The sequence below is a fragment of the Massilia sp. Root418 genome (genome assembly GCF_001425265.1).
In the GTDB taxonomy this organism is placed as follows: domain Bacteria; phylum Pseudomonadota; class Gammaproteobacteria; order Burkholderiales; family Burkholderiaceae_D; genus Rugamonas.
This window is the reverse complement of sequence record NZ_LMEC01000026.1, coordinates 617192-643314: the sequence shown is the minus strand read 5'-3', so window position 1 is coordinate 643314 and position 26123 is coordinate 617192. Positions and strand designations below refer to the sequence as shown.

Annotated in this window: 25 protein-coding genes and 1 tRNA gene; 10 read left to right on the top strand and 16 right to left on the bottom strand. The window is 66.9% G+C overall.

The features are described from left to right. The first annotated feature begins 50 nt into the window (after positions 1-50). Entirely contained in the window at positions 51-1136 is a 1086-nt protein-coding gene (locus tag ASC94_RS33385; protein WP_056405370.1) for a DUF6447 family protein, read from the top strand. Between the two features lie 31 nt (positions 1137-1167). On the opposite strand, the gene ASC94_RS31410 is transcribed toward ASC94_RS33385, so the two are convergent. Genes ASC94_RS31410 through ASC94_RS31395 form a run of 4 tightly spaced genes read right to left on the bottom strand, consistent with a single transcriptional unit; the run spans position 1168 to position 5426 of the window. Next, positions 1168-3036: a family 2A encapsulin nanocompartment cargo protein cysteine desulfurase gene (locus ASC94_RS31410; RefSeq protein ID WP_373888144.1), complete on the bottom strand. Its 1869-nt coding sequence runs from the start codon at positions 3034-3036 to the stop codon at positions 1168-1170. Positions 3037-3044: 8 nt separating this feature from the next. Then, on the bottom strand, positions 3045-3977 hold the full coding sequence (locus ASC94_RS31405) for a family 2A encapsulin nanocompartment shell protein (protein ID WP_056405368.1): 933 nt from the start codon (positions 3975-3977) through the stop codon (positions 3045-3047). A gap of 45 nt (positions 3978-4022) precedes the next feature. After that, positions 4023-4946: a serine O-acetyltransferase EpsC gene (gene epsC, locus ASC94_RS31400; protein WP_056405366.1), complete on the bottom strand. Its 924-nt coding sequence runs from the start codon at positions 4944-4946 to the stop codon at positions 4023-4025. A 9-nt stretch (positions 4947-4955) separates the two neighbouring features. Continuing rightward, a complete protein-coding gene (locus tag ASC94_RS31395) occupies positions 4956-5426 on the bottom strand; it encodes a rhodanese-like domain-containing protein (protein WP_056405364.1) in 471 nt (156 codons plus the stop codon). Positions 5427-5637: 211 nt separating this feature from the next. Here ASC94_RS31395 and ASC94_RS31390 point away from each other — a divergent pair, with 211 nt between their 5' ends. Then, positions 5638-6204, top strand: a complete 567-nt coding sequence (locus ASC94_RS31390) for an outer membrane beta-barrel protein (protein WP_056405362.1) — start codon at positions 5638-5640, stop codon at positions 6202-6204. A gap of 16 nt (positions 6205-6220) precedes the next feature. Here the strand turns inward: ASC94_RS31390 and ASC94_RS31385 are convergent, their stop codons facing one another. The 3 genes from ASC94_RS31385 to ASC94_RS31375 are packed head-to-tail and all read right to left on the bottom strand — an operon-like array spanning position 6221 to position 8958. Then, positions 6221-6943 (bottom strand): MipA/OmpV family protein, encoded by a 723-nt coding sequence (locus tag ASC94_RS31385; protein WP_082616961.1) that lies wholly within the window; start codon positions 6941-6943, stop codon positions 6221-6223. After that, positions 6944-7576: a response regulator transcription factor gene (locus tag ASC94_RS31380; RefSeq protein ID WP_056405359.1), complete on the bottom strand. Its 633-nt coding sequence runs from the start codon at positions 7574-7576 to the stop codon at positions 6944-6946. Continuing rightward, a complete protein-coding gene (locus ASC94_RS31375; RefSeq protein ID WP_056405356.1) occupies positions 7573-8958 on the bottom strand; it encodes a sensor histidine kinase in 1386 nt (461 codons plus the stop codon). The genes ASC94_RS31380 and ASC94_RS31375 overlap by 4 nt, the downstream gene beginning before the upstream one ends. A 181-nt stretch (positions 8959-9139) precedes the next feature. Between ASC94_RS31375 and ASC94_RS31370 the strand changes: the two genes are divergently transcribed. After that, positions 9140-9871: a hypothetical protein gene (locus ASC94_RS31370; RefSeq protein WP_056405489.1), complete on the top strand. Its 732-nt coding sequence runs from the start codon at positions 9140-9142 to the stop codon at positions 9869-9871. On the opposite strand, the gene ASC94_RS31365 is transcribed toward ASC94_RS31370, so the two are convergent. Both ASC94_RS31365 and ASC94_RS31360 read right to left on the bottom strand, forming a co-directional pair. Continuing rightward, positions 9828-10721, bottom strand: coding sequence for an alpha/beta fold hydrolase (locus ASC94_RS31365; RefSeq protein WP_056405353.1), 894 nt, complete (start codon positions 10719-10721; stop codon positions 9828-9830). The two genes, ASC94_RS31370 and ASC94_RS31365, sit on opposite strands and share 44 nt — an antisense overlap. Before the next feature lie 19 nt (positions 10722-10740). After that, positions 10741-11346 carry a TetR/AcrR family transcriptional regulator gene (locus ASC94_RS31360; RefSeq protein WP_056405351.1) on the bottom strand — a complete coding sequence of 202 codons (606 nt, stop codon included), beginning with the start codon at positions 11344-11346 and terminating at the stop codon, positions 10741-10743. Positions 11347-11507: 161 nt separating this feature from the next. Between ASC94_RS31360 and ASC94_RS31355 the strand changes: the two genes are divergently transcribed. The 3 genes from ASC94_RS31355 to ASC94_RS31345 are packed head-to-tail and all read left to right on the top strand — an operon-like array spanning position 11508 to position 13827. Next, positions 11508-12587: a sensor histidine kinase gene (locus ASC94_RS31355; protein WP_056405349.1), complete on the top strand. Its 1080-nt coding sequence runs from the start codon at positions 11508-11510 to the stop codon at positions 12585-12587. Positions 12588-12592: 5 nt separating this feature from the next. After that, entirely contained in the window at positions 12593-13429 is an 837-nt protein-coding gene (locus ASC94_RS31350; RefSeq protein ID WP_056405347.1) for a LytTR family DNA-binding domain-containing protein, read from the top strand. An 11-nt stretch (positions 13430-13440) separates the two neighbouring features. Next, the gene (locus ASC94_RS31345; protein WP_056405344.1) at positions 13441-13827 is read left to right on the top strand and encodes a nuclear transport factor 2 family protein; all 387 of its coding nucleotides are present in this window, start codon (positions 13441-13443) and stop codon (positions 13825-13827) included. A gap of 2 nt (positions 13828-13829) precedes the next feature. Here the strand turns inward: ASC94_RS31345 and ASC94_RS31340 are convergent, their stop codons facing one another. From ASC94_RS31340 to ASC94_RS31315, 6 genes are all read right to left on the bottom strand, one after another. After that, complete coding sequence (locus ASC94_RS31340) at positions 13830-14894, bottom strand: hypothetical protein (protein ID WP_157201668.1); 1065 nt, start codon at positions 14892-14894, stop codon at positions 13830-13832. Then, positions 14891-15622 carry an outer membrane lipoprotein-sorting protein gene (locus ASC94_RS31335; protein WP_056405339.1) on the bottom strand — a complete coding sequence of 244 codons (732 nt, stop codon included), beginning with the start codon at positions 15620-15622 and terminating at the stop codon, positions 14891-14893. Before ASC94_RS31335 ends, ASC94_RS31340 begins: the two co-directional genes overlap by 4 nt. Further along, positions 15615-16874, bottom strand: a complete 1260-nt coding sequence (locus ASC94_RS31330) for an ABC transporter permease (protein WP_056405337.1) — start codon at positions 16872-16874, stop codon at positions 15615-15617. Before ASC94_RS31330 ends, ASC94_RS31335 begins: the two co-directional genes overlap by 8 nt. After that, positions 16864-17565 carry an ABC transporter ATP-binding protein gene (locus tag ASC94_RS31325; RefSeq protein WP_056405335.1) on the bottom strand — a complete coding sequence of 234 codons (702 nt, stop codon included), beginning with the start codon at positions 17563-17565 and terminating at the stop codon, positions 16864-16866. Before ASC94_RS31325 ends, ASC94_RS31330 begins: the two co-directional genes overlap by 11 nt. After that, positions 17565-18212 carry a hypothetical protein gene (locus tag ASC94_RS31320; protein ID WP_056405332.1) on the bottom strand — a complete coding sequence of 216 codons (648 nt, stop codon included), beginning with the start codon at positions 18210-18212 and terminating at the stop codon, positions 17565-17567. Before ASC94_RS31320 ends, ASC94_RS31325 begins: the two co-directional genes overlap by 1 nt. Before the next feature lie 120 nt (positions 18213-18332). Next, positions 18333-18968 carry a TetR/AcrR family transcriptional regulator C-terminal domain-containing protein gene (locus tag ASC94_RS31315; RefSeq protein WP_056405331.1) on the bottom strand — a complete coding sequence of 212 codons (636 nt, stop codon included), beginning with the start codon at positions 18966-18968 and terminating at the stop codon, positions 18333-18335. Positions 18969-19037: 69 nt separating this feature from the next. Between ASC94_RS31315 and ASC94_RS31310 the strand changes: the two genes are divergently transcribed. The 3 genes from ASC94_RS31310 to ASC94_RS31300 all read left to right on the top strand — a co-directional run bounded on the left by ASC94_RS31310 (position 19038) and on the right by ASC94_RS31300 (position 21567). After that, positions 19038-20543, top strand: a complete 1506-nt coding sequence (locus ASC94_RS31310) for an FAD-dependent monooxygenase (protein WP_056405328.1) — start codon at positions 19038-19040, stop codon at positions 20541-20543. A 63-nt stretch (positions 20544-20606) separates the two neighbouring features. Further along, positions 20607-20682, top strand: a tRNA-Asn gene (locus ASC94_RS31305). A gap of 201 nt (positions 20683-20883) precedes the next feature. Further along, complete coding sequence (locus ASC94_RS31300) at positions 20884-21567, top strand: DUF3334 family protein (RefSeq protein ID WP_056405486.1); 684 nt, start codon at positions 20884-20886, stop codon at positions 21565-21567. Between the two features lie 15 nt (positions 21568-21582). Here ASC94_RS31300 and ASC94_RS31295 read toward each other — a convergent pair whose 3' ends face one another. Further along, positions 21583-22509, bottom strand: a complete 927-nt coding sequence (locus ASC94_RS31295) for a hypothetical protein (RefSeq protein WP_157201667.1) — start codon at positions 22507-22509, stop codon at positions 21583-21585. A gap of 74 nt (positions 22510-22583) precedes the next feature. On the opposite strand from ASC94_RS31295, the gene ASC94_RS31290 reads away from it, so the two are divergent. Beyond that, complete coding sequence (locus ASC94_RS31290) at positions 22584-25952, top strand: DUF748 domain-containing protein (protein WP_082616959.1); 3369 nt, start codon at positions 22584-22586, stop codon at positions 25950-25952. Positions 25953-26123: the final 171 nt, after the last annotated feature.

Here is a 26123-nt window from a genome sequence, read left to right as displayed (position 1 = left end):
CCGTGCTCCCGAGCGAGCCCCGGACCTTTGATCGGGCCCGGCAGGCTGCATTGACCGAACGTTACCTGGTCCAGGCTCTCCCGGAGATCGCGGCGTTCTTTCTTGAACTGAGGGCGCATGTCGACCCATCGCTGCAGCGCCTGCAGCCGGCCAAGCTGGGCAAGCCCTATCCGATGGGGCAATGCCTGGAGATCTCCCTGGCAGTGGCGCAGCTTCTGGACCACGCGGATGTCGCTGGGCTGGCCCTCAGCGAGCCGGCGCGTGCAGGCTACGCGGCGTTCGTGGCGTTCCGAAAGGCCGGCGGCCAGTTCCGGCGCATGTGGGGCGACTTGCGCGGCGAGTTTTTCCAGAACGCGTTTCAGCTGGGGACGTTCTACCTGGACGTGTCCAACGATACGGTTACGCCCAGTAAGCCCAAGGTGGAGCTACTGCCCTTCGATGAAGCGCGCTTCGTTCCGATCGCCGATTTCAGGCACTTCGCTCGCATCGCCACGGGCTACTGGCAGCATGCCATCTATCCCAACCACCTGCTGCCGGAACTGGCGCCGTATTGCCCGCTGATCCATGTGGCCGCGAACGGCCAGGCTATCGTTGCCGAAGGCACCGACTACATGGTGGCCATGGCGCAGGCCGGGCGCTTCGAGCCGAGCGAAGATGTGCTGCGCGACGCGCCCATGCCGGTCGCATTGCATGAGCGGCTGGCGGGCGCATTGGCGGACGGCGGCTGGAAGGTGGCGCAAGGGCCGGACCAGGGCCGCGCCATGGCATTGCGCGCCTGCCGCGAGCACAGGCGCAAGGGCTGGCACGTGTCGCAGCAAAAAGCGCTGGACGCGATCACCGCTGTTCAGCACATCAACCGCAAACTGGCCCTGGCGGCGGCACGGCCGCCCGCAGGGCAGCAGTCACAATGGGAGGCTTGCAACACCATGAGCGCCATGAGCACTATCGACAAAATGCAGATCAACGGCATCACCTACGATCTGGCGGACCTGTCGCCGGAAGCGAAGCAGCAGCTGGAGATGGTGCGCGCCACGGACGCCAAACTGGCGGACCTGAAGCGCGACATGGCCATCATCCAGACCGCCCGCAACGTCTACGTCGCCGAGCTGGTGAAGCTGCTGCCTGCGCAAAAATAGCAGGCAAGGCGAGCCCTCACCTGGACTCCCGTCAGGCGGCGCGGCGCTGCCCGGCGAGGCGCCGCACGACAGTCACCAGCCGGTCGATTTCGTCGTAGGTGTTGTAGAACGCCAGGGAAGGGCGCACCGTGGTCTCAACGCCGAAGCGGCGCAGGATGGGCTGGGCGCAGTGGTGGCCGGTACGCACGGCGATGCCTTCCTCGTTGAGCGCCTTGCCCACTTCTTCGGTGCTGTAGCCCTCCAATACGAAAGACATCACGCTGGCCTTGTCGCGCGCCGTGCCGATGAGGCGTACCCCCTTGATGGCCGCCAGTTGCTGCGTGCCGTAGACCAGCAGGTCGTTCTCGTAGCGCGCGATGTTCTCAATGCCGATCTTGTTGATGTAGTCGATTGCGGCGCCCAGTCCCACCGCGTCGGCAATGTTGCCGGTGCCCGCTTCGAATTTGTTGGGGATGGGCTGGAAGACGGTTTTGTCGAAGGTGACGTCGGCGATCATATTGCCGCCGCCTTGCCACGGCGGCATGTCCTCCAGCACGGCGCGCTTGCCCCACAGGACGCCGATGCCGGTCGGGCCGAACAGCTTGTGGCCGGAGAAGACGAAGAAGTCGGCGCCCAGGTCCTGCACGTCGACGCGCAGGTGCGACACCGACTGGGCCCCATCCACCAGCGTCCTGGCGCCGGCCCGGCGGGCAAGTTCGACAATCTCCTTCACTGGCGTGATGGTGCCCAGCGCGTTCGATACCTGCGTCACGGCGACCAGCCTGGTGCGCTCGTTGAGCAGCTTGCGGTATTCGTCCAGCAGCACCTGGCCGCTGTCGTCCACCGGTATCACGCGCAGCCTGGCGCCCTTGGCTGCAGCCAGCTGCTGCCAGGGCACGATGTTGGCGTGGTGCTCCAGATGGGAAACGATGATCTCGTCGCCTTCGCCCACGTTCTGCGCGCCCCAGCTTTTTGCCACCAGGTTGATGGCTTCGGTGGTACCGCGCACGAAGATCACTTCGTTCACTTCAGGCGCGTTCAGGAAGCGCCGCACGCGTTCGCGCGCGCCCTCGTACGCGTCGGTTGCGCGTGCCGCCAGCGTATGGGCGGCACGGTGGATGTTGGAGTTTTCGTGTTCGTAGAAGTAGCTGATGCGGTCAATCACGGACTGCGGCTTGTGCGTGGTGGCGGCGTTGTCGAACCACACCAGCTGGCGGCCGTTGATGCGCTCCTGCAGGATGGGGAAGTCGCGCCGTACGGCGTGCACGTCGAAGGGGGCCTGGCGTCCACTGCCTTCCAGGGGCGCGCCGTCGTGCGGCGCGGGCTTGGCGGGGGTGACGTAGCCGTTGGGTAGAACCACGGCGTCAACGAAGTAATACTGCGGCGAGGAGGATGCGGCAGGCGGTGCGAATGGCGAAGCGGATGGCAGGGGGGCGGGTGCCGGGGAGGGCGCCGGCGCGCCATGCGCATCGGGCCCGCCGGGAACGCCCGGCACGCCGGGTACGGCGGGTACACCGAGCACTGCGCCGCCGGCGCGCGGTTCGTAGGCCGGCAAGGCGCTGAACACTTTGTCCGGCACGCCGTTGCCGGCCGGTGCCGCAGGCGCCAGCGCCGGCGCGCGGTTGGCTAGCGACAGCACCTGGGTGGGCGAGGCGGGAATCAGGTTGGTGCCGGGGAACTGCCCTTGCGGGATCGGCGTGCCGGGCACGCCGGGACCGAAGCCGGCCGGGCTGGCTAACGGCGAGCCGGCCGGCGCGATGTTGGCCGGCGCCTGAACGCCGCGCGGCGCGAACGGCGGCGCGGCAAAGAACTCGGTGGCAAGGCGCGCCAGCACGGCCGGGTCGAACGGGGCGCCGGACGGTTCCGGCACGCCGGCGGGCGGGCCCGCAGGCAGGGAGGTGGAAGGCGTAGGGTAGCTCACGGGGCGGCTTATTTATAGGTGTCGGGATAATCGTGGTATTTGCCGATTTCGACGTCGTCGAGCACGGCCAGGGCGTCCGTGGTCAGCACCGCCAGCGAGCAATACAGCGAGATCAGGTAGGAAGAAATCGCGTGGTTGTTGATGCCCATGAAACGCACCGACAAACCCGGGCTCTGTTCGCCCGGCAGGCCAGGCTGGAACAGGCCCACTACGCCCTGGCGCTTGTCGCCCACGCGCAGCAGCAGGATCTTGCTCTTGCCGTCGGCAACCGGCACTTTGTCCGACGGGATCAGCGGGATGCCGCGCCAGGTGATGAACTGGGAGCCGAACAGGCTCACGGTCGGCGGCGGCGTGCCGCGCCGGGTGGCTTCGCGGCCGAAGGCGGCTATCGCCAGCGGGTGCGTGAGGAAGAAGGCCGGCTCTTTCCATACCTTGGTCAGCAGCTCGTCCAGGTCGTCCGGCGTGGGCGCGCCGGTCAGCGGGAAGATGCGCTGCTCGTCCGTCACCTGCGCCAGCAGGCCGTAGTCAGGGTTGTTAATCAGTTCGCTTTCCTGGTTCTCCTTGATGGTTTCGATGGTCAGGCGCAGCTGTTCCTTGATCTGGTCGTGCGGGCTGCTGTACAGGTCGGACACGCGGGTGTGCACGTCCAGGATGGTGGAGACGGCGTTGAGGAAGTACTCGCGCGGATTCTCCTCGTAGTCCACATAAGTGCGCGGCAGCTGGTTCTCTTCCTCGCGCGCGGTGCAGGTGACCTTGATCGCTTCCGGATTTTTAACCTTGTTCAAGCGGTAGATGCCGGCTTCCACCGGGACCCATTGCAGCAAGTGGGTCAGCCAGCGCGGGCTGATGGTTTCCAGCTGCGGGGCAGTCTTGGTTGCGTTGGCTAATTGCCTTGCTGCGTTGTCGCCCAGTGCCGTGGTACCGCCAAGTGTTGCAGACATCCATAACTCCAATTCTGATTGGTTGAGGGGGGAAGGTTGATTGATCTATGCTGCCGCGATGCCGTTGGCGAAAGCGCCGCTGCGCGATTCGGCCTGCGCGATACGCCCGCCCGGCGGCACGTCGTGCGTGAGCCAGACATTGCCGCCGATGACGGCGCCTTTGCCCAGCGTGATGCGGCCGAGGATGGTGGCGCCGGCGTAAATGACGACGTCGTCTTCCACCACCGGATGCCTGGGCAAGCCTTTCTGCAGCTTGCCGTCCGCGTCGGTTGGGAAGCGTTTGGCGCCCAGCGTGACGGCCTGGTAGACGCGCACGCGCTCGCCGATGACGGCGGTTTCGCCGATGACGACGCCGGTGCCGTGGTCGATGAAGAAGCCCGCGCCGATAGTCGCGCCGGGATGGATGTCGATGCCCGTCGCGCCGTGCGCCAGTTCGGACACGATGCGCGCCAGCAGCGGCAAGCCGAGCGCGTACAGCTCGTGCGCCAGGCGGTAATGGATCATCGCCAGCACGCCGGGGTAGCACAGCAGCACTTCGTCCACGCTGCGCGCCGCCGGGTCGCCCTGGTAGGCTGCCAGCACGTCGCTGTCCAGCATGCGGCGGATGGCAGGCAGCGCCGCCGCGAAGCCGCGCACTGCCGCCAGCGCGGCGCCGTCGATATCGCTGCTGGTGGAATGCGTGAGCGCGGCGTTGTATTTGAGTTCGCGGCGCACCTGCTTGAGCAGCGCGTGCAGGGCGGCGTCCAGCGCGTGCGCCACGTGGAAGTCCTCGCTTTCCTGGCGCAGGTCGGGCGGGCCGAGGCGCATCGGGAACAGCACGCCCTTGAGCGAGCCGACGATGGACGCCAGTGCGTCGCGCGAAGGGAATTCGCGCCCGCCCGGCTCCTGGGCGCCGCTTTGCGCCTGGCGCCAGCTGTGGCGCGCCGTGTGGAGCGACTGTACGATGCTGGTGATATCGAAAGTGGTCATGCGGTCTCCTTAGTCCTGCACCCATGGCAGGCCGTGGAAGCGCCAGCCGTCGCTTTTGCCGCGCTGCTGCTGCGCGTCGATCTCGCCTTCAAAGCCTTCCAGCACATTGAACACGGCGGTGAGGCCTCCCTTGCTGGCCGCTTCGGCCGCCAGGGCGGAGCGCTTGCCGCTGCGGCACAGCAGCAGGGCGACGCTGTCTTTCCCACCGATCTTGTTTTCCAGTTCGCGTACGAAGCGCGGATTGCGCGTGAGCGCGGTGCCGGTAGCCCAGGGCACGTGCAGGCTGTCCGGCACGTGGCCGACGAATTTGCGTTCTTCCGCCGTGCGCACGTCCACCAGCAGCACGCGCTTTTCGGAGAACAGCCGCCATGCCAGCGCTGGCGGAACGCCGCCCGGGTAAGGCGTGCCCTTTGCGGCCGCCTGAGCGTTGATCGTCGCCAGTTCGTCAGGCAGGGGCGGGCGGGGTGCTTCAACTGCCATGAAAATCCTCGGTGATGGTTGCATGTTGATGGTGTGACTGTACGGTCGCCGCAACGAAAGTAAAACGAATAAAAACAAGAACGGAAAAACGGAAAACGTATATGGGGCAGGGGTGCCGGAAGTCATGGCCGGCTGCTGTGCCTCCCGGCACATGCGCGGCAGGCGGCGTTTTCCTAGAATCGCTGCACTAACCAACCTGAAAGGAAACCGTATGACCAAGCTGTTGATTTCCACCCTGCTGGGCGCCGCCGTGCTGGCTGGTTCCAGCGCCCGTGCCGAGGACTATTACGCAGGTTTGACTGCATCCAAAGGCGGCACGCTCAACTACCGCAATCCGCTCAACGGCAAGACCGCCAGCGACGACGCAAGCGCCGTGTTCAAGCTGTATGGCGGCTTCGCGCTGACGGAGAACTATGCGCTGGAGGCGGGCTATCTGCAGGGCGGCAAGGCGCGCTTCGACAAGGCCGCGCTGGGCATGGCCACCGAACCGACCTTCAAGGCCCGCAATCTGTATCTGGCTGGACGCTACACGCATCGCTTCAACGACGACTGGTCGGCGTTCGCCAAACTGGGTGTGGTGCGCAACCGCTACGAGGGCGCCGGCGGCGGAGCCGGCACGGTGTCGTCCACCAAGCCGCTGCTGGGCGTGGGCATGGCCTACAACGTGACGAGGGAGGTGGCGCTCACGCTGGAGTATGAGCGCATGGGCCGCACCCGCAAGCAAGGCGTCAACGTGCTGCAGAACGCCTTGCAGCTGGGTGTGAAGGTGGGTTTCTGATGCCCGGAATTGTTTGCTAGAAGCTGTAGCTGAGCGTGACGGAACTGGCGACGCCGGTGCGCTCGCTGGTGCGCGGGCTGGCTGCCGCGTCGCCGAGCAGGCGGCTGGTTTGCACCGCGCCGGTCAAGGTGTACTTCCGGCTGCACTGCCATTGCCAGCGCATGTCCGCGTAGACGTCGCGCACGCCGCCTGAAGGGTGGTAGCGTGCGGCGCCGAAGTCCGCCTGCATGGCGGCGCCGTTGAACAGGTTGGCGCCAACGCCGGCGAATAGCTGGTGGCGCGGCGCCAGCGCGGCGTAGGTGCTGGCCTTCAGGTTCAGCAGCATGTTCCCGCTGCCGTTGGCTTGCGCGAAGGTGTGCGCGTGCAGCGAGAGTTCCCGCATCGGCGTGTAGTTGAAGAAGGCGCCCACCACCGGCCTTATCCTGCCCTTGCTGCCGTCCCCATGCTGCGAGCCGAGGTCCGGTGCCAGCAGCGGGCCGTAGCGCATCATCGGATGCCTGGACATCTGCATGCCCAGCGTCAGCCCCTCCACGAACATCCCGTTACTCCATTCCACGGAAAAGTGCGGCACCAGGTAGGTGGAGCGGAGCGCGCTGCCGTACCGGCTTGGCGCGTTGCCCAGCGTGGCGCTCACGGTGACTTCTTTTGAGCCCTCCGGCATCAGGCTCAGGTCGGACTGTGCCAGCACAGGCGCCGTGAGTGCGGCCATCAGCGCTGCCGCTGCAAGCTTTGACGTCATTTAGATGTGCCCCAGTTCGAGGCCGCGCAAGACGGCGCGCACGCGGTCGCGTACGCCCAGTTTCGACAGGATGCTGGAGACATGGTTCTTGATGGTGCCTTCGCTGGGGCCCAGTGCCTGGGCGATTTCCGCGTTGTTGAAGCCGGCCGCCATCAGCGCCAGGATTTCCGTTTCCCGGCTGGTGAGCGGGGCGCACAGCTCCATGGTCGTGGGTGCTGCCGGCTTTTCGTAGGCCGCGCGGGTACGCTCGGTGAGGGCGGGCCGGAACAGCGTGGCGCCAGCGGCCACGCTGCGGATGCCGTCGGCCAGCCGTTCCAGCGAAATGTCCTTGAGCAGAAAACCGCGCGCGCCGGCGCGCATGCCGTCGAACAGTGCTTCGTCGTCGTCGAAGGTCGTTAGCAGGATGGTGGGCGGCAGTTTGCCCTGTTCGCGCCGCAGCAGTTCGATACCGCTGCAATTGGGCATGCGTACGTCGAGCAGCAGCACGTCGGCGTTTGCCTGCGCGATCGCGCCGGCCGCCTCGGCGCCGTCGGCCGCCTCGGCCACTACGCGGATATCGGGCGTGAGATCGAGCAGGCCGCGTATGCCGCTGCGCACCAGCATCTGGTCGTCCACCAGCACCACGCGGATCATGCGCGCGCTCCGGCGAGCGGCAGCGAGAATTCGAGCCGGAAGCCGTGCAGGACGCTCCGAGTGCCGCCCGAGCCCCCAGCGCCCCCAGCGCCCACGGCGCCACCTGAGTCCCCAGCGCCCCCAGCGGCCCAGGCTCCACCTGAGCCACCGCTATCGCCACCGCTGCCGCTGCCGCCGATGCGCAGCTGGCCGCCGTGCTCGGCCAGCCGCTCGCGCATGCCGGCCAGTCCGTTTCCTTCCTGCGCGCCGCCATTGCCCTTGCCATTGTCGGCAATGCGCCCCACCAATCCCTGGCTGTCGCCCTGGATATCGATAGTCAGCAGCGTGGCGTGCGCGTGGCGCACGGCATTGGTGACGGCCTCCTGCACGCAGCACAGCAAAGTATGTGCCGCGGCAGGCGGGCAGGCGTCCACGCGGCTGTCCATTGCCAGTTCTATGGCTGGCGACGGGATACCGGCACACAGCAGCTGCAAGGCTTGCCGTACCTTGATGCCGCTTTCCTGGCGCTCGGCGCTGACCACGCCGCGCACCTCCGCCAGCAGCGACTGCGACAGTTCGCGTGCCGTGCCGAGCGCCGTGGCGGGCTGGCCGGCGGACTGGCGCACTGCCAGGTCCAGGTGCAGATTGAGCGCCGTCAGGTGGTGGCCCACCGCGTCGTGCAGGTCACGCGCGATGCGCATGCGTTCGGAAGCGCGCACCGTGTCGGCCAGCAGTGACTGCGTGGCACGCAGCTCCGCATTGCTGGCGGCCAGCCGCGTGCGGCTCCGCTGTTCCTGGCGCACCATGCGGGCCAGGGCGAAGCCGAGCAGCAGCACGCAGCGTTCCGATGTCAGCAGGGCCAGTATGGTGCCGGCGCGGCTGTCGTTCAGATGGAGACTGGCGTTGGCGAGCACCCAGGCGTCCATGACCACCCCGAGCAGGATCTGCACCGCCAGCCACGCCAACGCACGGCGCAGCGGCAGCAGCGCAGCCAGCTGCATGGCAAGAATCAGGTGGAAGGCCAGCGTATCGAGCACGACGGCGATCAGCAGCTGCGTGGCAAGCAGGCTGTATTCGGCAGCAGAGTTGCGCCTTGCTCCGGGGCGGATGCGCCACCACAGCATGAGAATGAAAGCCGCCATCAGCAGCGATTGACCGCTCAAGAATAATTCGTAAGCCATGGTTGCCCGGTCGGATCCGGCGCGCAGCAGCGACGGCGCCGGTGTGAACAGGCTGGCCAGGTAGCGTGCCAGATGGCCGACGGCGTTGTGCAGCTCCACCCGCGCCGGGCCGGCCGCCCACGGCGGCGACAGCTCCAGCAGCGCCAAGGTAACGCTGGCGGTCAGCGCTGCGGCGGGATAGCGCCGGGACGCGGGCGGTGGACTGGGACGGATGTGGTTCATTGGGCCTGTCAATTTGGCAAGTTTGAGCGGGTGCCATTCTACTTGAGCCGCTCGCGCCATCAAAGTGCCGAAAGTCATGCCCACCTGACTTCCGGCATATGGCTGGCCGCGCGCGATGACGTAAAATCCCGCCGGCTTGCCATGAATGCAAAGATGAATGCAAAGGATTGCTTTGAACCTGATGAGAATATCGGCGGCGCTGCTGGCGTGGCTCGCGCTGTGGCCCGGCGGCGCGCCGGCCGGCGAGGCCTTGCCGAAGGTCGTGGTCCCGGCCCAGCGCGATGCCGAGTGGCACAGCTACCGCCACGCCTACAAGGCCGCACGCTTCTTCGAGCCCTTCCTGAAGACGCGGCCTTTGATCCAGGCCCACATGCAGATCCGTCCCAACCGCCCGGAGCTGCCGCTGGACGGGCTGGAGGTGCAGCTGGCGGGGGAGAGCGTGAACATGGCGCTTCCGGTGGACGCCATCGGCCGCCTCACGCTGCCCCTGCTGAAGCAGGCCTTCGACGAGGATGCGGTGCTGCGCCTGAACCGCCAGAAAGGCAATTATCATTTCAGCGGCCGCTATTCCATCCGCGAGCGCGAGGACGGCGTGTATGGTGCGGCGACCCTGCGCGCGGCGTGCGAGCAACTGCTCAGCGCCCAGCGCGAGTCCGGTTACCGCCTGCGCCTGATCGGCAAAAAGTGCGCGGGCGTGAAGTTCGTCTACCCTGCAGCCGGTCCCGCGCCCGAGGTGCTGCACAAGGGCGCCGCAGGCGCGCTCGCGGCGCTGCCCGTGGAGCGCGGCCATCCGTTTGAAAACGCCACCATGGGTGATTACCAGGTCGTCGTTTACCGTTTCGCAGCCTGGCCCGCGCAGGGGGAGGTGCTTACCCGTGGCAAGCCGCTGGCTGTGGGCACGCTGTACGAGTAGCCTGCTGCGCCAGCCATGCGCTCACCAGCGGCCATAGCACCGCTTCCTGGTCCTGCCTGAAGAAGCCGAAATGGCCGATGCGGCGCAAGCCGAATTGCTCGGGATGGAGAACGCGGTAGTCCACTTGCGCGGTCTGGTAAGCATCATGCAGCATGCGTGAGCCGGCTTCCAGCAGCAGCTCGTCGTCGCTGAAGGTGAGCGCCAGCACGGGGTACTGCGCGCGGGCATAGGCATCGCGCGCGCCGGGTTCCCCGGTCAGCAGATAGTCGGGAGTCAGGCACCAGCGGCGCCATTGCTCCATGGCGCCACGTGGAATGTCGCCGAGAACGCCGATGCGGCGGCCCGGGAAATAGCCGAACATGCGGCACAGCAGCGGCGTCAGCACATGCCACAGCAAAGGCGCCTGGCGCCGCACGGCAGGCTGGTTGTGGCGCAGCGCGCCGCTGCCGACGGCCACGTTGATCAAGCCTGATATCTGCGCCGCAGAAGGCAGTAGCGGCGCGGTTTGTCCGCCCAGGCTGTGGCCCAGCACGAACAGCGGCGCGTCCGGCAGCGCGCCGGCCGCGTGCCGCACCACCGCGTCGCAGTCGCGCGCCACCCAGTCTGAAATATCCGCCTTGCAGGCCCGCATGGGGCCATCGCGCGATTCGCCCACGCCACGGTAGTCGAAGGTCCAGACGCGGTAGCCTTGCCGCGCCAGGAAGGCTGCAAACCCGGCGTAGAACGATTGCGGCACCGCCATGGCCGGGGCGATCACCACGCTGGCACGGGGCGGCTGCTGCGGTTCGTGGCGGTAGGCGGCCAGTGCATGGCCATCGTGGGCTTGCAGGGTGAGGCGGGTGGCTGTCATGGGCGGCTCCTGGGGGGGATTACCAGCTGCGGGATGGTTCGGCGGCCAGGCTGCGCCAGGCGGCGCCGGCCAGTTCGTCGATGGCGGTGCGCGGGTCCAGCGACACGCGCCCGCTCAGCCAGTGGCGCGACAGTTCCTGTGCGGGGCCCAGCAGCAGCGGGGCATACAGCTCGTGCGGCAGGCGCCGCAGGATGCCTTGCCGGAACCACGGCTTGAGGAGGTCGAGCAGCGTCTTGAAATGGCCGGAGGTCAGCTCGCGCACGCTCTGTTCATGCGCAGGCGCCACCGCCTGGCGCCGCGAGAACAGGAAGCGCGCCAGTTCCGGGTTGGCCGTCACCCATTCCAGGTGGGTGGCGATCATGGCGTGGATGGCGCGTTCGGCATCTTCGGCTTGCCCGGTGCGCGCGATGAGCCGGGTCCAGTAATCGTCCAGCCCTTGCATGAACAGCGCGGCGGCGATGCCTTCCTTGGTGCCGAAATGATGGTAGATGCTGCCCACCGAGGCCTGGCTGCGCTGGCGGATGTCGTCGATGGTCGCGGCCTCGATGCCTTTTTCTGAAAAGACGGCGAGTGCGGCGGACAGGATGGCCGACTTCCGGTCGGCGGCGGCTGGGATGGCATTCATGGCTAGAATATTGTTCTAGAATTACATTCTAGTCAAGCGCAGGACGCGATTCGCGGCGCCGGCAGGCGGTTTCGCTCCATGCCGGCCGGCTTTTATCGCATCGGGGTTGCCAATTGCGCAATGTGCCGGGACAATGCTCCATCGTCCCCACGTTGCGCCTCATGTCCACTTCCGCCGCTATCACCGCCAGGCCAGGCTTTCCGTACCGCCGCCTGGCCACCGACTTCCTCTACGGGCAGGTACTGAACCTGGTATGCGGGCTAGCCACCACGTACATCCTCGGCATGGGCGGCGGTTTCCTGGCCAACTGGCTGGTTTCAATCTGTATCGGCACGATCGCGCTGCTGCTGATCGATGGCAGCCGGCTGGCGATATGGGGCGAGAACCGGCGCCCGCACTGGCTGGCCTTCATCCTGATCGTCGCCGTCTCCGTGCCGGTGGCGCAGGTGGGCGGTATGCGCCTGGGCGGCTGGCTGCTGGGGTATGTCATGGGCGATCTGATCAGCATAGGCAGCGGCATGTCTGGGCGGATGATGGTCTTTACGCTGCTTGCCGCGGGCGCGGCCACCATCTTCTTCAACGGCCGTGACCGGGCGCTGCGCGCCGAGGCGGCGCTGGCGCAGGAGCGCGCGCGCACCGAGACCGTGGCGCGCCAGGCGCTGCAGGCGCAGCTGCAATCACTGCAGGCGCAGATCGAGCCGCACATGCTGTTCAACACCCTGGCCAATCTGCAAGGGCTGATCGCCATCGATCCGCCGCGCGCGCAGGAAATGCTGGAGCAGCTGATCCAGTACCTGCGCGCCACCCTGACCTCGTCGCGCGCCGAGAGTGCCACGCTGGCGCAGGAATTCGCGCTGATGGAGGCGTACCTCGGGCTGATGCGTATCCGCATGGGCGAGCGCCTGAGCTATGGGCTCACGCTGCCGCCGGCACTGCGCGGCGTGGCGGTGCCGCCCATGCTGCTGCAGCCGCTGGTGGAAAACGCCATTGCACACGGCCTGGAACCCCGCATCGAAGGTGGTCACCTGGCCATTGCCGCGCAGCTGGACGGCGGCGTGCTGGTGCTCACCGTGCAGGACAACGGCCGCGGCCTGGACGCGGGGCCGGGCAAGGCCGGCACCAGCGTGGGCCTGGCCAATACGCGCGAACGCCTGCAAGCCATCTACGGCGCGCGCGCCGCGCTGACACTGGAACCTGCGGTGCCACAAGGCGCCATTGCCCGCATCACTCTCCCAACCTGAGCACCATGACCATACAAGTACTGATCGCCGAAGACGAACCTATCCTGGCCGCCACGCTGGCGCATGCGCTCAAGCGGCTGTGGCCCGAGGCCGGGCTGGCAGCCACCTGTCCGCACGGCGCGGACGCGCTGGAGAAGGCGCTGGCGCTGCAGCCGGACGTGCTGTTCCTCGATATCAAAATGCCCGGCATGACCGGCCTGGAAGCGGCGGAGGAACTGGCGGAGCAGTGGAGCGCCAGGACAGCCAAGCCTTTTCCGCAAATCGTGTTCGTCACCGCGTACGACGAGTACGCGGTCCAGGCTTTCGAGCGCGAGGCTGCGGACTATGTGCTCAAGCCGATCAGCGACGCGCGGCTGGGCAAGACCATCGAGCGGCTGAAGGCGCGCTTGTCGGCGCCGGCGCCGGGAGGGGGGCTGGAGGCGCTGCTGGGCCAGATGCGGGCGCTGCTGCCTGCAGCGGCGTTGTCAGCTTCGGCAGCTTTGTCACCTTCTGCACCTTCGGCACCTTCGGCACCCGAGCGCCTGAGCGTGATCCGCGCGGCAGTGGGCAACCAGGTGCGCATGATCCCCGTGGGGGACGTGGTGTACTTCGAGGCGCTGGATAAATACGTCAATGTCGTCACGCAGGACAGTGAAGCGCTGATACGCATGAGCCTCAAGGAACTGCTGCCGCAACTGGACGACAAGCTGTTCTGGCAAGTTCATCGCGGCACCATCGTCAACGCCGCCTGCGTGCTGAGCGCCGTGCGCGACGAGGCGGGCAAGCTGTCGCTCCAGTTGAAGCACCGGTCCGAGCGCGTGCGCGTCAGTCCCTTGTATGCTCATCTGTTCCGTCAAATGTGAAAAGGAAGTGCATGTCCACAGAACTCACGCAACAAATTAGCCAGATGGAAGAGCGCCTGCGCCTTGCCATGCTGGCTTCGAATATCGAAGAACTGAATCTGCTGCTTGCGGATGAACTGCTGTTTACCAATCACATGGGACAGTTGGTGAGCAAGGCCGACGACCTGGCCATGCACAGCGCCGGCGTGCTGCGGTTCCAGGCCGTGGACAGTTCGGAACAGCAGGTCCACGGCACGGCGGACATGCCGGTCGTGTCGGTGCGGGTACTGCTCAATGGCAGCTACGGCGGCCATGCTTTCGCCGCCGACTTGCGGTACACGCGGATATGGCGCCGCAGCGCAGGCGGCAACTGGCAGCTCGCCGTCGCGCACAGCAGCCCGGTGATGGCGCGCTCCTGAGTTCAGAAGGCATAGCGCACCGTTGCGACGGCGGCGCTGCGCACAGTGGCGCCGTTGACGCCACCGTAGCGGCGCAGGCTGGCGCTGAACAGCCAGGGACCGGGCTTCCAGGAGGCTGCCACGCTGGCGGTCTTGCTGCCGTTTTCCGGCTGCCACAGGATGTCGGCCGAAACGTCGAAGTCTCCGCTGTTCTGCGCGGCGCGCAGCAGGACGTTGCGCTGCTTGCGCGTGCCAGCGGTGCGGTCCAGCCACGCTTCGCCCAGGACGGAGAACTTCGCTTCGTTGGTCCAGGTGAAGCCGGCCAGCGCTTTGCCGCCGCCGTTGTCGCCGTCGCTGCGCTGCCAATGCGGCGGCGCCGTGCGGCTGGTTTGCCACACGTCGTGCCGCTGCTGGAACAGCACCGAAGCATGCAGCTCCAGTTCCGCCGCCGTCACCTGCGAGAACGACAGGCCGCTTTCCAGGCCGTTGCACGACGATACCCGCAGAACGGCATACTCGTCGCGCGCGCCATTCTGGCGGTACAGGCGCATGGCCAGCGAACCGTCGTCGCGCGGCTGGTCCCCTCGGCTGCGGCCGGGGTTGGACAGCACCAGCGTCAGCGCGCGGTCGGCGTCGAACGCTTCCCATGCCAGCATGGGCACGCCTTCAAGCGTGACGGGATTGAGCGCGCGGCGGTCTTCCTGCTGTACCACGTCCAGCGGACGGAAGGCGTAGCCCACGTCCCAGCTCATCACTTTTTTGCCTGCGGTGACGAAGCCGCCGGCCAGCGGACGCTCCAGCGACAGCTCGTTGATGGTCACCCGTGCAGCGTCTGCGCTGCTGCGGAGCGCGGTGACGACGCCGCGCAGCGCGTTCTGCCAGGGCGCGCTGTATTGCCAGCGCAGCTCAGCGTGCCCGAAGGTGCTGGTGCTGCGGCCTTGCGAGGTGTCGAACGACTCCCCCTGGGCGCGCAGGTTCAGCGTGGCGCTGTCTTGGGCAACGGCTGGCAGGGGCTGCAGGCAGGCGGACGCGAACGCACACGCTGACAAGCCCGCCCGGGGGAGCGCATGCAGGCGTGCAGGTATCATGGCGCGGTGTCGTTGCGGCTCAGGTACATGGGATTGAACAGCTCATCGCCGAACACGCGCGGCCGGTTGCTCTGCACATGTACCTGTGTTTCGCGGCTGGTCTGGATCTCGTCGATCAGCGTCATGCGCGTGACCGACGCGCGCCCGTTGCGGGTTTCCACGCTGTAGCGCGCCTGCTTGATCTTGCGGTCGGAAGCCGCGAACAGGTCGGCGTGCACCGGCCGGTAGTCGCTCCTGGCCACGTGCAGCACGATGCGCTGGTAACTGAGCGACTTGCGCTGGGCGGCCAGGTCCAGCTCCAGGCAGGGTACGCCGTCCACTTCCAGCTCGCGCACCACGGTGCCGGCGTAGTCGCCGGCCCATGTCATGTTGGCGATGTCGCCGGTGGAGGCTTCGCCGAGCAGCTTCTGCATCGGGGTGATGCGCATCGGCCGCGCGCTGCCCGGCACCAGCAGCCAGAAATCGTCGCCGGACATCAGCACCTTCTGGCCCGCTTCGCCGGGAGAACGCGACAGCACCAGCGATTTGCCGCCGGGCCGTACCAGCACCTGGTAGCGCTTTTCCTTGTCCGGCTGGCCGTTCTTGAAGGTCTGCACCAGCGTGTCCAGCTGCGCCGATGCGTCCGGCAGGCGGAAGGCGTCGGCCTTCTTCAGGATGGTTTCCACGTCCGCCGCAACGGCGTGGCCTGCGGCCGCCAGCGTGGCGGCCAGTACGAGTTCCTTAAACATGGGCCAGCGCCTCCACAACCGATTGCCGGGCAGCCTTGCGGCTGATGAACCACGAAGCCAGCGCCGACAGCAGCGCTACCGCGAGCACGGCCGCCGCATACACGGGAGCCGAAACCGACACCGCCAGCGGATAGCCATTGCTGCGGCCGGGCGGCGGCGGCATCTGGATGCCGGCCAGCAGCAGGAACAGCGCCACGCCGCCCGCCAGCAGCATACCGGCCAGTGCGCCGCCGCTGCCCAGCGCCAGTCCTTCCAGGGTGAACACGCGCATCACTTCCGCCGGTGTGGCGCCCATGGCGCGCAGGGTGCCGATTTCGCGCGTGCGCTCCAGCACCGCCATGGCCAGCGTGTTCGTGACGGAGAACAGCACGATGACCAGCACGATGGCGCCGAGAAAGCCGAAGATGCGGTCATACAGGCCTTTCACGCTTTGGTAGAACACCGCCTGCTGCAGCCAGGTGCGCACCTCCAGCGCGGGCGCTGAGATGCCTGAGGCGCCAGGCATGCGGAGGGCGGCGGCGGTGGCATCCGTCAGGGCGATATCGTTCAGGTAGACGCTCAGTGTGCTCACCTTGTCCGTCAGCAGCAGCGCCTGCGCGGTGCTGAGCTCCACCATGGCCAGCCGCTTGTCGATATCGGAGATGCCGGTGCTGACGATGCCGGTAACGCGCGCATCCACCGCGTTCAGGCTGCCGTTCACGGTGGTGGCCATCAGCGTGAGCACGCTGCCGGGTTGCGCGTTCAGTATCCGCGCCAGCCCCTTGCCGATCACCAGGCCGGGGCCTTTGCCTGCATCTTTTCCGGCCGCCTGGTAGTCCAGCAGCTCACCCGCCTCGCGCTTCATGAAGGGGCCCTTGACGAGGAATTCCTGCGCCGCGTCCACGCCGGTGCCGAGGAAGATCTCGCTCTTGTCGCCATTGCTGACCAGTCCCGAGAACTGCAGGCGGGGCAGCACGCGCTTGACTTCCGGGCGCGCCAGCAGTTGCCCGGTGAGCGCCGGTGCGTTGCGCAGGCCGTGCTCCAGCGGCATGTTCTCGACGCCGTCGAAGTGGCCGCGCGCGGCCAGTACCAGGTGGCCGGTATCGCGCGCGCTGGCTTCGGCCAGCGACTCGTAGGTGTACAGCGCGAAGCCGCCGCCCAGCAGCGCGGCCGCCGTACCGGTGGCGGTGATGGCCAGCGTGACGGCGGAACGGCGCCGGTTGCGCATGGCGTTCTTCAGCGCCATCGACAGCCATTTGAATTTAGTGAGCATGGCGCGCTCCTTCCAGCAGCACGCCGTCCGCCAGTGCCAGCGCGCGGTCGCAATGGCGCATCATGCGCTCATCGTGGGTGGCCACCAGGAAGGTGGTGCCGTGTTCGTGCGCCAGCTCCTTCATCAACCCGACGATCTGCGCGGCGGTGGCGGCGTCCAGGCTGGCCGTCGGCTCGTCCGCGATGACGAGCTGCGGCTGTTTCACCACGGCGCGCGCGATCGCCACGCGCTGGCGCTGGCCGCCGGACAGCTGGTCCGGGCGGTGGCGGCCCAGCCCCTCCAGGCCCACCCGCGCCAGCGCCGCGTTCACGCGCCGCGCACGTTCGGCTGCCGGCACGCCCAGCAGGTAGAGCGGGAAGTCCACGTTGTCGTAGGCGCTCATCACCGGCACCAGGTTGAAGCTCTGGAAGACAAAGCCGATGGTCTGGCGGCGCAGCAGCGTCTTGCGCGCGTCGTCGGCCGCCAGCAGCGGCTGGCCGGCGTACAGCAGCTCACCGCAGTCCGCCTGGTCCAGCAGGCCGCACAGGTTGAGCAGGGTGCTCTTGCCGCTGCCGGACGGTCCGGTGATGGCGGCGATCTCCCCGCGCACCACAGCCAGCTCCACGTTGCGCAGCGCATGCACCTTGTTACCGCCCAGGGTGTAGGACTTGCCGATGCCGCGCAGCGACAACAGGGGTTCGGCGGCGCGCATCACAGGCCCAGCTCCTTCAGGCGCGCCGCCGCCTTGACGGCTTCCGGCGACTGCGGCGCGGCGTCCGCCAGGCGGCGCAGGTACGCCGCTTCGTCGGCGCCGCGCTTGTCCGCTGCGGCCTGCTTTGCGGCCAGCGCCAGCAGGCGGGTACGCACCGGTGCCGGCGACTGGGCGAACGCGGGCGACTGCAGCGCCGCCTCCAGCGCGCGCAGGCCGATGGCGCGGCGGTTCATGAAGTCGGGCAGGGAGAGCAGGGCGCTGGCGGCCACCAGGCGTGTCTCCACGCTTTCCGGCGCGCCGCCGAACAGGACCTCGTCGTGGGCCGGCGTGAGCTGGGCCAGCGCTTTTTCAATGGCGTCCGCGCCGGCTTCGGCAAGCTTCATCTTGTTCCAAGGCAGAAGGGCGTCGCGGCCCTTGAGCGTGGCGGCGGCGCCCTCGTAGGCTGCCAGCAGCGGGTGGCCGGGATGGCTGGCGGCCAGCGCCTGGAAGGTGGCGGCGGCTGCGTCGCGCGCGCCGGCGTTGCCCGCTGCGCCGGCCTGGAACTGCTGGCGGGCCTGGACGAAGCCGGGCGGCGCCATTTCCTGTTGTGCGGCGCCGGCCAGCAGGCAGGCGCTGCCCAGCAGCAGCGCGAGGATGGTTCGTTTCATGGTGTGCTCCCGTGGTTGATCGATAGCGACAGGCTAAGGATCAAGCGCGGCGGCAGCCACCGGCGTGCGACGAAACGGGTATAGCCGGCGCCGAAACGGGCTGGCGGCGGCGCCGGTTTTTCAGGCTTCGGCGGCGATGCGGGCGGCAAGGCCGGCGATCATGGCTTCCAGGCCGAAGGCGAAGCGGGTGTCGAAATCGGTGTCGAATACGTGCTCGCGGGCGCCGGTCAGGTAGGGGAACATGGCGTCCTGGCGCGCGAAGTCGCCGCCGCGCCGCATCAGCTCTTCGTTTTCCAGGTGTTCGGGCGACAGGCCGCTTTCCTCGATCACGAAGCCGAGGATGTAGTACATGATGCTGAACGCGCCCCAGGATGCGGTGCGCGGATTGGCGCCGCCCGCGTGCAGCGGCGCCATCATGGCCTCGCCCACCCGCATCACGTTTTCGGACACCACGTAGGTACCGGCGAACACGCGCGCGCCGTCGCGGCGCGCCAGCAGCGCGCGCCGCACTTCGTCCGCCACGGCGGCAAGGCGCTGCTGCCAGCCATCGGCCGCAGGCGCACTGCGCGCCACCTCCTGCATCAACGCGTCCGCCATCCCGTCCAGCAGCACCTGTTTGCTGGCGAAGTGCCAGTACAGCGAGGCCGCCTTGATCTCCAGCGCGTCCGCCAGCCGGCGCATGGTCAGGCCGTCCAGGCCGGTTTCATCCAGCAGGTCGAGCGCCTTGGCGATTACCGCGTCCTTTTGTATGGCCATCTTTGTCTTTACAGAAGTTGTCTAACGGTGTTAGTTTACTACACCTAACGTTGTTAGATTGGAGAAAAAATGAAACTGGAAGCGGATGTGATCGTGGTGGGCGGTGGCCCTGTGGGGCTGACTTTGGCCTGCGAACTCCGCCTGCCGGGGCTGGACGTGCTGGTGCTGGAGCGGCGCGCCGAGCGCGTGTCCAATTCGCGCGGCATGGGCATGCACGGGCGCACACTGGAGATGCTGGGGCTGCGCGGGCTGGCACAGCGCTTCCGGGAGCGCGCGCTGCCGTTCAGCGTCGGGCACTTCGCGGTGCTGGACACGCGGCTGGACTTTTCCGTGCTCGACCCGCAGTACGGCGTGAACCTGGCGATACCGCAATCGGTGACGGAGGAGCTGCTGGAGGCGCGCGCCGGGGAACTGGGCGTGCGCCTGCTGCGCGGTGCGCTGGTGCACGAACTGTCGCAGGAGGCGGAGTTCGGGCAGGTGTCGGCCAAGGGGGAGCAGGGCGGCGCAGCCTTCACGGCGCGTGCTGCCTGGCTGGTGGGGGCGGACGGCAGCCGCAGCCTGGTGCGACAGCAGAGCGGCATCGCGTTCGAGGGGAATCCCGCGTCGGTGTATTCGCTACTGGGCGACGTGCGGCTGGGCGCGGCGCCGCCGGCGGGGGCGTACACCGTCGTCAACGAGGCCGGGGTGCTGATGGTGGTGCCGCTGGGCGACGGCGTGCATCACCGCGTGATCCTGGTGGATGCGCTGCGCTGCAGGGAGCCACAGCCCCAGCCGCTGACGCTGGAGGAACTGGCCGAGGGTGCGCGCCGCGTGGCGGGCCGCGACATGCAGATGTCCGATGCCTTGTGGCTGTCGCGCTTCTCGGACGAAACGCGGCTGGCAGCCCAGTACCGCAAGGGCCGCGTGCTGCTGGCGGGCGACGCCGCGCACATCCACATGCCGGCTGGCGGGCAGGGCATGAACGTGGGCATGCAGGATGCGTTCAACCTGGGCTGGAAGCTGGCCTCCGTGGTGCAGGGGCGGGCGGACGAGTCGCTGCTGGACAGCTACGGCAGCGAACGGCGCGCCGTCGGCCAGCAGCTGCTGGTTAATACCATGGCGCAGACCGCGCTGCTGACCGCCTTCGACACGCGCGGCCAGGCCTTGCGCCAGCTGATGAACGGCCTGCTGCGCGATCCGGCCACCAACCGCGCCCTGGCGCTGGAGGTGTCCGGCTTCGGCATCGCGTATCCGGCCAGCCTGTCGCTGGCGCCTGACGGTTGCCGCCTGCTGGAGCAGTGGACCGGCGTCCGCGTGCCGGATTGGCCGCTGCAACTGGCGCATGGCGGCGCGGTGCCGGTCCAGTGCCAGCCGCAAAGCCCGCAGCCGAGCCAGCAACAAGCGTCCCTCCACACCCTGCTGCACGGCGGCCGCTGGCTGTACCTGCGCCTGCGCGATGACGCGCCGGCCACCGTGCAGGCGCCGGGCGAGGTGCGCGTGTTGCGTGCCACGCTGTGCGAGCCGGTGCCAGGCCTGGAAGGCGTGGCGGCGCTGCTGGTGCGGCCGGACGGCTACGCGGACTACGCGCTGGCCTGATCGAAAAAGTTTTGTCCGGCTCTGGTCAATTCGAAATCCCGCGTATATAATTCGGGCCTCAATTCCCTGATAGCTCAGTCGGTAGAGCGACGGACTGTTAATCCGCAGGTCCCTGGTTCGAGTCCAGGTCGGGGAGCCAGAACATGCAAGACCAGAAGCCCAGCCCTCACCGGTTGGGCTTTTTGCTTTCCTGTCAATATTCCGCGCTTGCCTTGCGCATTATGGCAACGGCAATTGCCCCAGAATGGCTGAATGAAGTGGACGAGTGCGGCACTGGCCAGTATTCTTGCGGTATGTGCGCACGGGCAGGGCCCGTGAATAGAAAATAAAAGGGATGAAGATGGTTACGGATGAAAAGGTTGTATATGGCACCGAGGACTTGCTGACCAGTCTGTGCGACTCGGTTACGCGCGTGCTGAACATCGCCACGCAAAGCACGGTGCATTACTCCGCCATGGTGCAGCGGATTACCAAAGTGGGCCTGAAACCCGACATCGGCTGCTTCGTGCTGTTCGACGGCGGCTTCACCGGCCTGGTGGTCCTGAACTTCGGCAAGGACACGGCAATGGAGCTGTACGAGCGCTACATGCTGCACATGGGGATGCCGAAGTCCGAGCTGGCCGGCTCGCACACGTCCGACGAAGTGTCCAACATCCTCGGTGAGCTGATGAACCAGATCGTCGGCGACTTCACCGGCAAGATCCGCCGCGAGCTGCAGACCAACATCACCCAGAACCAGCCAAAAATGCTGGTGCTGACCAAGCAGGTGATGCTGAACGTGGATACCCCGCTGGACCGCCCTGAAATGCGCCGCGTGTCGTTCTATACCGAGAAGAACAATGTGTTTTACCTGGAGCTGGCCATCGACCGCACGGAATTCATCCGCCTGCACGACTTCGATCCGCACGACGCGCCGGACCCGGACGAACTGATGGACATGGACCATTCCATCCCGTCGTCCGATTCCTCGGCCGCGCAGGCGCAGGAAGACAACGACGAGCTGCTCAAGTCCCTGGGCATGTAAGCGCTGCCGGCCGCCTCAGCGCGGCTGCGGCGCCGGGCAGATGCCGTGCCGCGGGTCGAAGGGGTTGAGCCACAGTTCCTGGCGCCCGAGCAGGGCGGGATCGAGCTGCCTGTTGGGCAGCTCGAAGCGTTTACGGGTACACAGCCTGGCGCGCTGCAGGTCGGCGCGGTGGTAGTCCAGCACCAGGCGTTCCAGCGAGCCGTCCTTCAGCATGGCCTCCATGCCGGCCTTGATGCGGCGGTGCAGGCGCGGTTCACGCGGCGAGACGAAGAATAGCGACGGGATGCTGTCGTGCAGCAGCACCGTCTCTTCCACTGCCAGGGTGGGATGATCCGGCTTGTGGGTGTCGTACTCCGCGAAGATCTCGTTCACGCCGCGCGGCAGGTAATCGAAGCGGCCCGCCATCAGCATCTGGAACAAGCCGGCGTAATTGCTGCCCGTGACCACGGACAGGTGCGCGTCCTTCAGCGATTGCAGCGCGGACCAGGAGCTGCCGCTGCCCGCCCGCAGGCGCGCCAGCTGGCCCAGCGTGCGCGTAGCGCGCAGCGCGGGCTGGCTTTTTTCGTCAATCAGGAAGATGCGCCAGGACTGCAAGCCCATGTCGATAGGGATGGGCACCGACTTCAGCTCGCGCATCCAGCCGGGCGAGACGGGGTAGGCCGTGAGGTTGATCAGCGTGCCGTCCTTGAGCGCCTGGAACAGGCGCGGACGCTCCATGTGCACGGGCGCGTGCCGGATCTGGTACGGGCCGAATTCGGGCACCGTGCGCTCCAGGACGGCGCTCAATAGCGCGTTCGCGTATTCTCGCCGCCGGTCGGCTTTGGAAACCGGCTGGTCGAAGATGACAAAGTCGGTGGCTGCAGCCTGGCCCGCCGCCAGCAAGGCTGCGGCCAGGGTGGCGCGCACGAATCTGCCAAAGTTCAGGTTCAACATGGCTGTCAAGATACTGCATCATCGCGCGACAGTCCACCAATGCAATCTATCCATCCCTCTGCGGTTTGGCTACACTGAACACTATGAAGAAAACAACATTACTACGCGTCGTGCCGGCGGTTGCCGCCGGCACCCTGGCGCTGTACGCCGGCATCGGCTTCCTGGCGCTGCCCGCCATTGTTAAAAGCCAGGCGCAGCAACTGGCCGCCGACAAGCTGCACCGCCAGCTCACTATCGAAGAGGTGAAGTTCAACCCCTTCACGCTGGCGATGGAGATTCGCGGCTTCAAGCTGATGGAGCCGCAGGGCGGCGCTGTCTTCGCCAGTTTCGATGCGCTGGCGCTCGATCTCGCGGGAGAGTCGGTTTGGCGCATGGCACCGGTGGTGCAGCAGGTGCGCCTGCAGCAGCCCTACGTGCACCTGGTGCGCACGGATGCCAACCATTACAGCATAGACGACATCATTGCGCTGGTGGCGAGCCAGCCGCCGTCGCCGGAGCCGGCGCGCTACGCGGTAAACAATATCCAGCTCGATGGCGGACGTATCGCGTTCGAGGACATGCCGGCGCGCGCCGTGCATACGGTGGAGGGGCTGAAGCTGGGCGTGCCTTTCGTGTCGTCCATGCCGGCCGACGTGCAGGTGTTCGTCGAGCCTCTGCTGAGCGCGAAGATCAATGGCGCGCCGCTGCTCCTGAAGGGCAGGGCGCGCCCCTTTGGCGACGCGAAGGACGTGCAGGTGGAGCTGAACCTGGACGAGGTGGCGCTGCCGCGCTACCTGGAGTACCTGCCCGGCAGGCCGAATTTCAAGCTGCCCAGCGCTTCGCTCAGCACGCGCTTGACGGCGACCTTCGCGCAGCCGAAGGGCAAGGCTGCGGCACTGGTGATACACGGCGACGCCAGCCTGAAAAACGTGGCGCTGACGCAGCCGGACGGCAAGTCCCTGCTGAAGCTGGCCACGCTCGACGCGAAGCTGGCCAGCCTGGATATTTTCGCTGGCCGCTACGATCTGGCGCGCGTGGCCTTCGATGGGCTGGATGTGGATGTGGCGCGGGACCGCAAGGGCCAGCTTAATTTCGGCCAATTGATGCTGCCCGCTGCAGCCCCCGCCTCCGCTGCTGCTCCTGCTCCTGCTCCTGCACTTGCACCTGCGCCTGCACCTGCATCTGCTCCTGTCGCTGCCCCGGCGGTGCCCGCGTCCAAGCCCGCGCAGCCGTCGCCGGGCACGCAAGTGTCGTTGAAGGAGCTTGCGTTCACCAATACGTCGCTGCGCTACGCGGACGATACGCCGCAAGCAGCCAACAAGGCCGGCGCGGAAAAGTTTGCGTTGACCGTGCGCGGCATCGCGGTGGATACGGGCAGGAAGACAGTGGCGATCGGCGAGCTGGTGTCGCCCGGCGCAATCGTGGCCTACACACAAGGCAAGCGCGCCGAATCCGCCAGTGCTCCGGTCGCAGATAGGCCCGCCGCCAAGCCTGCGGCCAATGCTGCGGACGACGCGCCTTATCTGGTGACGATAGGCCGCATCGCCATGCAGGAGTGGTCGGTGCGGGTGGAAGACCGCAGCCATGCGGAGCCCTCCATCTTTGCGCTGTCGCCGGTGAGCCTGGAGGTGCGGGACTACTCCACTGCGCCTGCCAGCCGTAGCAAATTGGATCTGAAAGCGGCAGTGAACAAGACTGGCCAGCTGGGCATCTCCGGCACGCTGGGCCTGGCGCCGTTCAATGCCGACCTGGCGCTGGACCTGAAGAATATCGGGATGCTGCCGCTGCAGCCATACGCCACCGACTATGTGAACCTGCGCTTCACACAAGCGGCCGTCAGCACCAAGGGCAAGCTGCTGCTGGAGACAGGCGCGAACGGCGCGCTGCAGGGCGGCTTCAAAGGCGATGCCAGCCTGAATAACCTGGCCACGGTCGACAAGTCCAGTGCCAACGACTTCCTGAGCTGGAAGGCGCTCTCGTTCGGCGGCATGGATGTGAAGCTGCAGCCTTTCGCCATGAGTGTGGACAAGGTGGCGCTGAGCGACTTCTTCGCGCGCGTGATTATCGACCCGACCGGCCGGCTCAATGTGCAGGACATCAAGCGCAGCGCGGCCAATGAAGACCGCAGCCTGACCGAGGCGGGCTCGCGCGCCAAGGATGCGATAGCGCAGGCCAAGGCAGCGAAGCTCGCCAAGGCCGACCAGGCTGACAAAGCTGACAAGGCCGGCAAGGCAGTCAACACCGCGCAGGCAAGCCAGCCGGTGGCGGTCCCCGCTGCGCCCGCGCCAGTGCCGGATGCCGCGCCGCTGCCGCCCATCCGTATCGGCCAGCTGACGCTGTCCGGCGGGCGCGTGCGCTTTACGGACAACTTCATCAAGCCGAACTACACCGCCAACCTGAAGGGCATAGGCGGCACCGTCACCGGTTTGTCGTCGGACGCGAACAGCAGCGCCAACGTGGCCCTGCGCGGTGAAGTGAACAGCGCGCCCTTGCTGATCTCTGGCCGCATCAACCCGCTCAAGCGCGACCTGTCGCTGGACCTGAAGGCCGAAGTGCGCGGCATGGAGCTGGCGCAGCTGTCCACCTATGCCGACAAATACGTTGGCTACGGCATCGAGAAAGGCAAGCTGACTTTCGAAGTGGCCTACCAATTGGAGAACCGCGCGCTCAAGGCTGAAAACCGCCTGGTGCTGGACCAGCTCACTTTCGGCAGCGAAAGCAGCAACCCCGCAGCGACCAAGCTGCCTGTGGGCCTGGCGGTGGCGCTGCTGAGCGACCGCAACGGCGTCATCGACATCAACGTGCCGATTGGCGGCTCGCTGGACGACCCGGAGTTCTCGGTGGGCGGCATCATCCTCAAGATCATCGGCAACGCCATCGTGAAAACGGTGACTTCGCCGTTCGCGCTGATCGGCTCCCTGTTCGGCGGCGGCGAAGAGCTCTCCAAGTTGGACTTCGATGCCGGCCATGCCAGCCTGCTGCCCGCCAGCGAGACGCGGCTGCGCTCCCTGTCCAAGGCGCTGGCCGAGCGCCCCGGCCTGAAGCTCGACATCACCGGCCGCGTCGATCCCGCGGCCGACCTGGAAGCGCTCAAGCGCGTTGCCATCGAGCGCAAGGTGCGCCAGCTGAAAACGCGCGACCTGCAGGCGCGCGGCGCGGTGCCCGAAGGCGGCGTGGTGGTTGGCAAGGACGAGTACCCGGCCCTGCTGGCGCGGGTGTACAAGGACGAGACGTTCGCCAAGCCGAAAAATGCCATCGGCCTGCAAAAGACGCTCGCTGCGGAAGAGATGGAGAAGCTGATGCTGGCCAATTCCACCGTGTCCGACGGTGACGTGCTGGCCCTGGGGGCGCGGCGCGCGCAAGCGGCCAAGGAGTGGCTCACCACCACCGGCGCGGTGCCGGCGGAGCGCATTTTCATCGTCACCGCCAAGGCGTCGCCGTCATTCTGCGGCGTGGATTTTGCGCTGCGCTAAGAGTGAAAATCCTGCTTGTATAACACATATCGTGAAAAATATGTTGTTCGCATCAATATAAGACATATATAATTCGCGCACTTTGATGCAAGGTGTTTGGGCCGCGCCACTAGCGCGGCCTTTTGCATTTTGCGCAACATAACACTCCCTAAGAGGGAGGGGCGGAGACAC